The sequence below is a fragment of the Arthrobacter sp. B2a2-09 genome (genome assembly GCF_027587375.1).
Lineage (GTDB): Bacteria > Actinomycetota > Actinomycetes > Actinomycetales > Micrococcaceae > Arthrobacter.
Genome location: NZ_JAMXIC010000010.1, coordinates 151,235 through 161,482, shown reverse-complemented (window position 1 = coordinate 161,482; position 10,248 = coordinate 151,235). Strand labels below are relative to the sequence as shown.

The 10,248-nt window shown below is 62.4% G+C and carries 8 protein-coding genes, 1 pseudogene and 2 riboswitches; of the genes and pseudogenes, 3 read left to right on the top strand and 6 right to left on the bottom strand.

Annotated elements, in window-relative coordinates:
- Both NFJ07_RS13125 and NFJ07_RS13120 read right to left on the bottom strand, forming a co-directional pair.
- A pseudogene (locus NFJ07_RS13125) lies at positions 1-794 on the bottom strand (glycine dehydrogenase (aminomethyl-transferring)); the annotation flags it as partial.
- 52 nt (positions 795-846) lie between these two features.
- A riboswitch (glycine riboswitch) is annotated at positions 847-955 on the bottom strand.
- Between the two features lies 1 nt (position 956).
- Positions 957-1,054: riboswitch (glycine riboswitch) on the bottom strand.
- A gap of 105 nt (positions 1,055-1,159) precedes the next feature.
- Complete coding sequence (locus NFJ07_RS13120) at positions 1,160-1,708, bottom strand: TetR/AcrR family transcriptional regulator (protein ID WP_269994938.1); 549 nt, start codon at positions 1,706-1,708, stop codon at positions 1,160-1,162.
- 82 nt (positions 1,709-1,790) lie between these two features.
- On the opposite strand from NFJ07_RS13120, the gene NFJ07_RS13115 reads away from it, so the two are divergent.
- Both NFJ07_RS13115 and NFJ07_RS13110 read left to right on the top strand, forming a co-directional pair.
- Positions 1,791-3,332 (top strand): MFS transporter, encoded by a 1,542-nt coding sequence (locus tag NFJ07_RS13115; protein ID WP_269994936.1) that lies wholly within the window; start codon positions 1,791-1,793, stop codon positions 3,330-3,332.
- 206 nt (positions 3,333-3,538) lie between these two features.
- On the top strand, positions 3,539-3,943 hold the full coding sequence (locus NFJ07_RS13110) for a hypothetical protein (protein WP_269994934.1): 405 nt from the start codon (positions 3,539-3,541) through the stop codon (positions 3,941-3,943).
- 44 nt (positions 3,944-3,987) lie between these two features.
- Here the strand turns inward: NFJ07_RS13110 and NFJ07_RS13105 are convergent, their stop codons facing one another.
- A complete protein-coding gene (locus NFJ07_RS13105; RefSeq protein WP_269994932.1) occupies positions 3,988-4,821 on the bottom strand; it encodes a sigma-70 family RNA polymerase sigma factor in 834 nt (277 codons plus the stop codon).
- A 233-nt stretch (positions 4,822-5,054) separates the two neighbouring features.
- Here NFJ07_RS13105 and NFJ07_RS13100 point away from each other — a divergent pair, with 233 nt between their 5' ends.
- On the top strand, positions 5,055-5,600 hold the full coding sequence (locus NFJ07_RS13100) for a hypothetical protein (RefSeq protein WP_269994931.1): 546 nt from the start codon (positions 5,055-5,057) through the stop codon (positions 5,598-5,600).
- 1,268 nt (positions 5,601-6,868) lie between these two features.
- Here NFJ07_RS13100 and NFJ07_RS13095 read toward each other — a convergent pair.
- Genes NFJ07_RS13095 through NFJ07_RS13085 form a run of 3 tightly spaced genes read right to left on the bottom strand, consistent with a single transcriptional unit; the run spans position 6,869 to position 10,197 of the window.
- Positions 6,869-7,117 (bottom strand): carbon storage regulator, encoded by a 249-nt coding sequence (locus tag NFJ07_RS13095; RefSeq protein ID WP_269994930.1) that lies wholly within the window; start codon positions 7,115-7,117, stop codon positions 6,869-6,871.
- A gap of 4 nt (positions 7,118-7,121) precedes the next feature.
- Positions 7,122-8,174, bottom strand: a complete 1,053-nt coding sequence (locus tag NFJ07_RS13090) for a hypothetical protein (RefSeq protein ID WP_269994928.1) — start codon at positions 8,172-8,174, stop codon at positions 7,122-7,124.
- Positions 8,152-10,197, bottom strand: coding sequence for a flagellar biosynthesis protein FlhA (locus NFJ07_RS13085; protein WP_269994926.1), 2,046 nt, complete (start codon positions 10,195-10,197; stop codon positions 8,152-8,154). Before NFJ07_RS13085 ends, NFJ07_RS13090 begins: the two co-directional genes overlap by 23 nt.
- Between the last annotated feature and the right edge of the window lie 51 nt (positions 10,198-10,248).

The following is a 10,248-nucleotide window of genomic DNA, read 5'->3' as shown; positions in this document are numbered from 1 at the left end:
GCGATGTCGGCACCCTGCTCGCCCGGAGGCGTGATCAGGGTCAGCGCCAACAAATCCGCGGCAACGGTGACGAGGGCGCCACGTTCCTTGGCGGCGGCGATCACGGCAGAGTGGTCGAACACCCGGCCGGAAACGCCCGGCTGCTGCAGCACGATACCGTTGATATCGCCGTCGGGCAGGCCCTGGGACAGGTCCGCGATCTCCACCTCGAAGCCCAGCGCCTCGGCGCGGCCCTTCACGATGGCGATGGTCTGCGGCAGGCAATCGGCGTCCAGGACGGTCTTGCCGTCATGGGCCGTCTTGTTCTTGTTCGCCCGGCGCATCATCAGGACCGCTTCGGCCACGGCGGTGGCTTCGTCCAGCAGGGAGGCATTGGCGATGGGCAGGCCGACAAGGTCCTGGACCATGGTCTGGAAGTTCAGCAGTGCCTCAAGGCGGCCCTGGGAAATTTCCGGCTGGTACGGGGTGTAGGCCGTGTACCAGGCCGGGGATTCGAGGATGTTGCGGCGGATCACCGGCGGAGTGACGGTGTCGTAATAGCCCTGGCCGATCATCTGCACGGCCGTCTTGTTCTTGGCCGCCAGCTTGCGAAGTTCAGCCAGAACTTCCACCTCGCTGAGGGCGTTCTGGAGCGTCAGTGCGACATCCTGGCGGATGTCATTTGGAACCGCGGTGTCTACGAGCGAATCGACACTATCGTAGCCAACAGACTTGAGCATGATGTCAATGTCGGCCTGGCGGCGGGCGCCGATATGCCGGTCAACGAACGTAGTGGAGGTTGAACTAACCGTCACGAAGGAACTCCATTAATAAGGCGGCGCAGGGTACGCCACAGCTAATCGGGTTCCTCCCCGCTCTGTATTGGACCTGAGAGTTTCCGCGAAACCGTGCTTGTGGCACTGTTTCGCTTGCACCGTCGGTGAGCACGTGTGTTCCGTGCTGCTTTCCAGAGTTGCCTTGCCGCGGCGGTGCGTGGGCCTGAGAGATTCCTGGGGAGGATTTGCTCCTACGGCGCCTGCATCACATGCCTGCAGGACTCTCCCGCCGCAGATCAAAGGCGTATTCAGTTGTGTGAATCTGATTGTGGTTGCCGGTGACGGCTGCCACAACTGTCAATTGTCCTATGGACTGCCCGCGTCCGCAAATGTTCCGCGCGCGCTCAGTTACGGAGGCGTTCGACGGCGGCCAGCAGCGCACCGACGTCGGCGCTCCTCGCGCTGGCCTTGACTTCCGTATCACCGGCACCGCCTTCAAGCATTGCGTTGAAGTAGAGCCCATCGCCCATGTACCGGACCGCTTTGGCCATTTCGGGACCCACTTCCTCAGCGAGCACATCGAGCCACTGTTGCTGGATCCCGGCGAAGCGCCTGCGGGTTTCTTCATGGGCTACTTCCGCGAGCCGCGTGGCTGCCACAAACACCCGATCCAAAGGAGTATCAGCCCAAAGGGAAGACTTGATGAAGAATGCGGCCGCGCCTTCTGGGGCCGCCTTCATTGCCTCGATGTCCAATGCGGCCAGGCTGTCCATGCGTTCGAGCAAGGAGCTGATCATGGCTTCCTTGTTGGGGAAATGGTAGAGCAAGCCGCCCTTGGAGACGCCCGCGCGCTTGGCGACGGCGTCCAGGGTGGCAGCCCGCTCCCCCACCTCGATCAGCAGGGCTTCAAAGGCATCCAGGACTGCGTCCCGGGCAATAGGTTTTCGCGGCATGGTGTCCATCATCCCTTAGTTCGATGTGGCAATTCGATGAGTCAGATTGAAACTATACCGTCCAGACGGTACAGTTATGTTCATGTTCACCCCGTCCACAACCCAGCACCCCCGCACCCCGTCGATCCAATCCGCCCCGTGGCGCGATTGGGCTGCCCTGGCACTCCTGATGTTCCCTGTGCTGCTGGTGGCTGTGGACAATACGGCGCTGACATTTGCCCTGCCGCAAATCGCCCGGTCGCTGGAAGTCGGGGGCGTGCAGCTGTTGTGGGTCGTGGATGCCTATCCGCTGGTGCTCGCCGCACTTTTGGTGTCCATGGGAAACCTGGGAGACAGGATCGGCCGCCGCCGCTTGCTCTTGATCGGCAGCACAGGCTTCGCCGCCGTTTCCGCGGCCACCGCCTTCGCGCCGTCGGCTGAATGGCTCATTGCTGGACGCGCCAGCATGGGCATCTTCGGAGCCATGCTCATGCCGTCCACGCTGTCCTTGATCCGCAACATTTTCCCGGACCCGAACCGCCGCCGGCTCGCCGTGGCGGTGTGGGCAGCGGGATTCTCCGGCGGTGCCGCGCTCGGGCCGATCTTCGGTGGCTGGCTCGTGGAGCATTTCTGGTGGGGAGCCGTATTCCTGGTTGCAGTGCCACTGTTGCTGCCCCTGCTCGCCTTCGGCCCGTTCCTCATCCCGGAGTCCAAGGATCGCAATCCGGGCAAACCGGACGTTCCCAGCATCGTGCTGTCCATCTTGACCATGGCCCCCGTGGTTTATGGCATCAAGGAGGCAGCCGTCCATGGCTTTGGCCCGGGACCCGCGGCCTTCATGGCGTTCGGCCTGGCCATGGGAATCGTCTTCGTCCGCAGGCAGCGCTCTTTGGCATCGCCCATGTTGGACGTACAGCTTTTCCGGAACAAGGTATTCAGCACGGCCATCACCGCCAACGTCTTGTCGCTGTTCTCCATGACGGGCTTCATCTACTTCTTCGCGCAGCACTTGCAGCTCGTGGAAGGCCAATCCCCCATGCAGGCGGGGATCGCGATGGTTCCGGCACTTCTGGCCACCATCGTGGCGGGCCTGGTGGTGGTTCCGCTGGTCAAGCGGATCCGCCCGGGCCTGGTGGTGGCATCGGGGCTGGCGCTGAGCGCAGTCGGATACCTCGTGGCCGCCCTGGGCAACCACAGCCAGGGTCCGGGGTACCTTCTGACGGCTCTCCTACTGCTGGCCATAGGGGTTGGCTCGGCCGAGACCATCTCCAACGACCTGATCCTCGGCGCAGTTCCTGCTGACAAGGCGGGCGCGGCATCGGCGATCTCCGAAACGGGCTACGAACTCGGATCATTGCTGGGCACAGCCGTGCTTGGCTCCATCCTGACAGCGTCCTACCAACACCATTTGCTGCTTCCAAGCGAACTGTCCGGCCACGCGGCCGAACGCTCGCGGGAGACGCTCGCCGGAGCCTTGGACGCCGCTGCCACACTGCCCCAGCCGTTGGGCGACGCCCTGACCGCCGCCGCGCGTACCGCATTTGAATCGGGAGTCCACATCACGGCGGCGATCGGGCTGGTATTGATGGCCGGAGCTGCAATCCTTGCCGCCGTCGTGCTCCGCCGCGTGCCGACCGCGAAGTAAGCCAAAGCTGCCTTCAACGAAGGCTTGGAGGGCATCGAGGAGTCCCTCGGTGCCCTCTTTGCGGCCTTCCACATGGTCCTCGTCGGTGAAGTAGAGGCTGCGGAAGCGGATCGAGTCTGCGATTCGTGTGTGATTTGTTTGTGATATCGATGGAAAAGGCGTGTGATCCTCTTGTTTTTATTTCGCGTGGGCGCAATCATGGTGCAATGAGCAATCCAGCAGGGCCGCGCATCGGCCTACGCGCCCATTTTGACGCCATGAACATGGGGGTGCCTGAACTGGTCCAGGCACTCAGGGACATTCTCGGGGCTCGACTTGTTGCTTACCTTGGATCAGTCAAGGAAACGCGTGCAGTCCGGCAATGGGCTGACCCGGAGGATCCACGCAAGCCCTCGGCTGTTGTAGAGCAGAGGCTCCGCGATGCCTATCAGATTGCTGGCACGCTTCGCGAGGCAGACTCCTCCACCGTCATCCAGGCCTGGTTCCAAGGAATGAACCCTTATCTGGAGGATCATTCCCCTGCCATGGTGCTGCGGGAGGGGCCTCCTGAAGAATCCCGGGTCAGGGTGTTAGCCGCCGCGAGGGCGTTTTCGTCCCCTTCAGCGGCATGATTGGGCGAGTAATTGAGCCTCCGCACAGGAGTGCAGCGCTGGGTCTAGACAGCCCGGTTCAAGGCAGCATCAGGCGAGTTGAAACTACGGGTAATTCCGCCCAACGTAGCGGTGGCAAGCGTCGAGAGGTAGTCGTGCCGACGTCGGGCAGTGATGCGCGATTGGGGCTCAAAAGCCTGCCCCGGATCGTCCGCGTAATGTGCAGACAGTCCATCGCGCATGAGGCGGATGCCCTCGGCACGCTGTTGTGAGACCGCAGCGTGCGTGGAACCGAGTTCCTCGGCTAGCTCCTTGACGGTCCGACCCGCGAAGTAGATTTCCTCGACGACGTACCGCATCTTTTCCGGCAGGGCGCCAACGGCGGCGCGAAGGTATTTGAGGCGCTCATCTGCCAAGACCGAGTGTTCCGGGGAGACGGTGTCCGCCGCGACGGTGTCCACGACGACGTCGTCCAGCGGCGACAGCGTCCGCGCGGCATCGGCTAGGGCGGCTTCCACCACGCTGCGTTCGACGCCCAGGGCTGATGCGGTTTCGGCCACCGACGGAGTGCGGCCGAGGACGCCGGACAGCGTTTCCTGGACCGACATGGTTTCCTTGATGCGTTTGCGCGCTGATCGGGTGGCCCAGTCGCTGGCCCGCATCTCGTCCGCAAAGGCTCCGACGATCCGGCGGCGCGCAAACGCGCCGAAGGGGACTCCGAGGTTCGGATTGAATGAATCGGCAGACGTTATCAACGCCACGGACCCTACCGACGCGAAATCGTCGCGCGACAAATGAGAAGCTCTCGCGCAGAGCTCCGACACCAAGTAGCCAACGAGTGGTAAGTGCTGCAGCACCAGCTCGTTGCGTTCTTCGCGATTCAAAGTTAGTCCCCCCATGAGACCCGTTTATTGAGTTGCAAAAGCCTGGTTCCAAGGCTCCTTCGGCAAGCAGCTGAGACGACGCGGCGTGCCGAAGATTACATGGAACAGACATGTATTCAGTGAACATACCATCTGAAAAATAACAATGCGTGTACGCTCATGAAAAAGATACAAAAACGGCCTCGGAATCATGTTTCGCAGGCCAAACCGGGGAATGGGGAACCGTGGGGGCGGAAGAGTTATCGGCGATGCTGTGGCGCGAGCGGAGACAGCTGGAACTGCTGTTGTACCGGCTCGAATCACAGTTGCTGCACGTTCGGGCAGGCAATTGGCAATGGCTGAAGTTCACTGCCGCTGACGTGGAAAAGGTCCTGGAGAACCTTCGGTTCGACACACTTGCCCGGAACATCGAGTCGTCGGCCCGGGCCATCGAATGGCATCTACCGGCGAACGCCACCTTGCCGATGATCGCTTCAGTGGCGCCGCCCGGAATCTGGCCGGAACTTCTTCAGGAACACCACCACGGCCTGATCCTGTTGCTCAAGCAAGTCGAAACAACCGCGGCCACCAACGTCGAGGCTCTCTTGACGGGGCCACAACGGGCCGGGAACGCGCCGCTTCGCTCTGTGCAGCCCGGCGACATAATGGCCTCAGCAGCTCCGGGAGCGGTCGCGCAGGCTGACACTGTGGATGACGTGACGTTCCTCGCTGAAAACGCCAATATCGAGCGGGCCTTGGCCGTGACGAGGGATTGCTCGCTGCCACTCCTTAAGGAGTTCCTGGGGTTGGAGTAGGGACGGCTACCGGTGGACGACAGTGTGCAAGAGAATAAAGCTTGGCTGTCCCGAGTTCGGGTTTGCATCGTAGGCGTAAACCTCCGAAAAGTTGCACGATTGCCTGTCCAATTTCGCCCACTCAAGGACTTCCAGGAGGCTGCCCGACGCAATATCGAAAGCCTGCGACTTGCCCCAAGCACCACTGTTGGGGTCGAGCCAGACGTCTATCACTCGAAAAGACGGATCGACACAGATCAAGTTCATGTCCCGCTCGTCAATCGTCCGAATCTTCATCGCAATCAGTCAGATCGCATTCTTGTAGACAACTTGGGTGTCTGAGCCAACATTCCCCACTTGGGGCGAAACTATTTGAATGGTATGAGTGTAATACCAGTATCCGGTTCCATACCCTCCACTACTACCAACTTGAGGTACATAGAATGTCACCTGGCTGCCATTGACGCCAACAACCTGGGTCTGGTCACTCGATGCCCGATTCTGAATCGGCCCAGCTGGGCATCCCTGACAATACGCAGGGTTGAGGGCAAGGGTTTCCCCGAATCCAGACGCTGACCGCCGGGATCGCCCAGTTTGAGGCCGCGCACGTAACGCGAACCTTGAATATCATCCCACCGGCGCCGAGTGACACGTGGGTCCATCCATGGTGCTCGTACAAATCACCGTTGCAATGCTTTGGCTGTTCGGTGAAATTGTCCCACGCCCGGACGGTCGAAATACGACTTCAGCCGAAGAGACGGCTGTTGCCAAATCACTGGCTTCCGTCACAGTACCGTCGGCGATGGCTTGTTGTGCTTCACCCATGGGTCTGAACTAGAGTCTGAATTTTCAAGCGATGCCGCTTCCGCCCCTGATGCGCCAGCACCAAAGTTTGTGAGCATTAGGGCAGTCCCAGCAAAATATGGATCACTGAAATCCAGCTTTTCATTTGGACATCACTTCTTCCAAGGAGAGTCATTCCTTTTAGAAGACGATGGAAGCAATGAAGCAATGCCACGCGATCAATACATCAAATACTCCCAATGCATGGAGAATATTGCAATTCTCCTAGACCGCCAAGCAAGCAAAAGTCTGTAAAGCCAAATATCCCGCGCCAACTGCATCGAGATGGAGGTCCTAGTGGCAGCGGCGTGATCGCCGATTCATCCTGGGACAGGATTCATTGCGGTTTGGATGCCACCTAAGCATGCGCACTCATACGCACCGTGGTGTCCGACGTTGCGCTCCGCCTCGGGGCCATCGCGCAACTTGCATGCCCTTGCGCGCGCCTATTCCTTGCGTGGTTTCTGAACGGGCGGCCGCAGCCCGGCAACGAGTTCCTCGGCTTCGGGTCCTGCCTGGGCAGCCGCGAGGTTGGCCGCGGCGATCGCCTCAACCACTTCCCGACGCTGGATGGACACTCCGCGGGGCGCCTCGATCCCGATCCGCACGCCGTCGCCGCGGCCTTCCATGACGGTGATGACAATGTCCTCACCAATCATGATCTGTTCGCCCGGCTTGCGTGTCAGTACCAGCATGCTCTCAATCTACCTTTCCGAGCACGGCAACGCGGGCGGGCTTGCCGTCCACCCACCCGAGGGGAAGCCCGAGTCCGTTGACCGTCTCGGGACTTGCGGTCTCCGACGCGCCGAAAACAGCAAGGGCATCGACACGGACACGCTCAGCGGCCAGCGCAACGGAGAGCGCGCGTACCCACGCTGCCGTGTCTTCCGGTTTCCGTCCAGCGTCGGCAACCAGCCACAACTGGTCCGGGGCGAGGGCGGCGACGTCCGCCGCATGCGTCACGGCTTCGCCCTGCCTGCCGAGTCCGTACGCCACCAGCACGGTTTGGCCCGTGAGGACCGCTTGGGCGCGCGCCGCCGTCGCGCCCTGGCGCCCCGTCACGTGGAGGTGCCCGAAAGCGGTCAATGCTCCGGCTGTCCGGACGTCGTAGCCGCCCTCAGCGATGGACATTTCCAGCGCTGGTCCCAAGGCGCCGTCGCCGAGGCCCAGCAGGATGATGAGGTTGCCGCTGCCGGCCAGCAGCACTGGTACGGGCACTGGAACGGCGTGTCCGACGGCGGCTGCCGGCAAGGGGGTCAACTCCCCTTGGGGCCGCGGTCCGGAGACCGGCGCCTGGAACTCCTTGCCGAGCTGCTCCAAGAGCCCAGCGAAGTCGGGCGAGGCCGTCGAAACGGCAGCCGCGGTTGAAACAGCTGCCGCGGGCCGGTGCAGGTCCATCTCGGCGGCATCGGCTTGCTCCAGGAGCGCAGCGATGGCGGGTCCCTGCAACGCGTGCACCGCCCCGCCAGCGTGGGCCTCCCAACTAACTGGCAGTTGTTGTCGTTCAGAGCCGTCAAAACGACCACTATTGCTAGCTAGTTGGGATGGAACAGCGCCGAGCGGTGCATCGCCCGGGTCCCCTGACGGAACCTCGATCGTGGCCTCGTAGCGATTGGCTGCGAAGAGCCCGGCGATCCCCGGATTGGTGACTTTCTCGGCAGAGACAATGCGCGCGCCGGGGCCGTACTGCTGCTCGGCCTTCTCGCGGATGACGTCGAGGGACGTGCCCTTAAGCTTGTATTGCTTCGGCATGGCGGACCACCCCCAAGGTTTCGATCTGGATGTTGGCGGACGTTACTTCACGGTAGGACAACACGGGTACACCACCGTCGGGAGCCGCCACGAGCCGCCGGATCGCAGGCCGCAACGCCGGGGCACACACCAAGACGGCTTGCCGTCCGGAATTGGCCGCCGCCTCTACCGAACTCTGCACCGAGGCCAGGACAGCGTCCAGGCGCGCTTGGCTCATGACGATCTGTGTACCCCCCTCGGCCGGGCGCATGTCTTCGAGCATGGACTGTTCCAGGAGCGGATCGATCATGATCACATTGAGCACGGTGCCGTCCAGGAACTTTGCTGCGAGCGCGGGGCCCAAGGATTGCCTGGCGGTTTCGATCAGGGCCTCGGGCTCGGCGGAAACTTTGGCACGCAGGGCAAGGGCTTCGTAAATGCGGGGAAGATCGTTGATGGGGACCTGTTCTTCGAGGAGGCCCTGCAGCACCCGCTGCACCTCGGCCAAGGACATCAGCCCGGGAATGAGTTCCTCGACGGCGGCCGGGCTCTGCTTGCGCACGCCTTCCGTCAGCACACGGACGTCCTCGCGGGTGAGGAGCCTTGCGGCGTTGGCCGAGACGATCGACGACAAGTGCGTCACCAGCACGGAAACCCGGTCGATCACAGTTGCCCCGGTCATTTCAGCGCTGTGGCGCATCTCAGTGGGGATCCACTTTCCCGCCAGCCCGAAGACCGGTTCCACCGTAGAGGTACCGGGCAGTGCGTCAAGGTAATCACCGAGGGCAAGCAGCTTGCCCGACGGCGCCGTGCCGCGTCCGGCTTCCACGCCGGCAATGCGGATGGCATAGGTGGCCGGTGGCAGCTCGACGTTGTCGCGCGTGCGGACGGGCGGAATCACGATCCCCAACTCCATGGCGATCTTGTGGCGCAAGGAGCGGACACGGGCCAGGAGGTCGTCCGAGGCACCGGAGACCATGTCGACAAGGTCAGGCGCCAAGAAGATCTCCACGGGGTGGACGCGCATGTCCTGCATGAGCCGCTCGTTGGGGTCTTCTTCGGAGCTCAGGGTGGCTGCTTCCTGGGCCTCCTCCGCCTCACTCTGCTTCTTCTGCTGCGCCGCCAGGCGCCTGGAGCCGAACAGCAGGGCAGCGCCCACCAGCAGGAAGGGCACGATGGGCATGCCGGGGATGAGAGCCATGGCCACTGCAGCCAGTCCCGCGATGAGCAAGGCGTTGGGCGACTGCATGAGCTGCGAGGAGGCCGTACGACCCATGTCCTCCTCGGCATTGGACCGAGTGACGATCATGCCCGTGGACACGGCCATGAGGAGTGCCGGGATCTGCGTGACGAGCCCGTCGCCCATGGTCAGCAGGCCATAGGAGTTCAGCGCATCGCCTACATTCATGCCCCGCTGCAGCACGCCGATGGCAATGCCGCCAACGAAGTTGATGATGATAATAATGATGCCCGCGATGGCATCGCCCTTGACGAACTTCGAGGCACCGTCCATGGCACCGTAGAAGTCGGCCTCGGCTGACACCTCTGCGCGGCGCTTGCGGGCCTGGGCATCCGTGATGAGGCCGGCATTGAGGTCCGCGTCGATGGCCATCTGCTTGCCGGGCATGGCGTCCAGGGTGAACCTTGCCCCCACCTCGGCAACGCGTTCGGCGCCCTTGGTGACCACCACGAACTGGATGACCACCAGGATCAGGAACACCACGGCGCCGATGATCATGGAGCCGCCCACGGTGACTTTGCCGAAAGCGTCGATCACTTGCCCGGCGAATCCTTGTCCCAGCACCAGCCGCGTGGACGCGACGTTGAGCCCCAGCCGGAACAGCGTAGCCACGAGCAGCAAGGACGGGAACACCGAGAAGTCCAGGGGCTTCTTGACGAACATGCTGGTGAGCAGGATCAGCAGGGCCAGCAGGATGTTGCAGACGATCAGGAAGTCCAGCAGCGGCGCCGGAACGGGAACCACGAGCAGCAGCACGATGCCCACGATTCCCACCGGCACGGTGAGCCTGGCGAATCTGTTCATTGCGGTGTCCTGTCCGGGGTGGAGTGGTTGCTGAGTGCGGTTCGGGGGTTA

Coding starts and splice junctions, on each gene's coding strand:
- NFJ07_RS13120 (WP_269994938.1), bottom strand. CDS start 1,708: ATGCCGCGAAAACCTATTGCCCGGGACGCAGTCCTGGATGCCTTTGAA.
- NFJ07_RS13115 (WP_269994936.1), top strand. CDS start 1,791: ATGTTCACCCCGTCCACAACCCAGCACCCCCGCACCCCGTCGATCCAA.
- NFJ07_RS13110 (WP_269994934.1), top strand. CDS start 3,539: ATGAGCAATCCAGCAGGGCCGCGCATCGGCCTACGCGCCCATTTTGAC.
- NFJ07_RS13105 (WP_269994932.1), bottom strand. CDS start 4,821: ATGGGGGGACTAACTTTGAATCGCGAAGAACGCAACGAGCTGGTGCTG.
- NFJ07_RS13100 (WP_269994931.1), top strand. CDS start 5,055: ATGCTGTGGCGCGAGCGGAGACAGCTGGAACTGCTGTTGTACCGGCTC.
- NFJ07_RS13095 (WP_269994930.1), bottom strand. CDS start 7,117: ATGCTGGTACTGACACGCAAGCCGGGCGAACAGATCATGATTGGTGAG.
- NFJ07_RS13090 (WP_269994928.1), bottom strand. CDS start 8,174: ATGCCGAAGCAATACAAGCTTAAGGGCACGTCCCTCGACGTCATCCGC.
- NFJ07_RS13085 (WP_269994926.1), bottom strand. CDS start 10,197: ATGAACAGATTCGCCAGGCTCACCGTGCCGGTGGGAATCGTGGGCATC.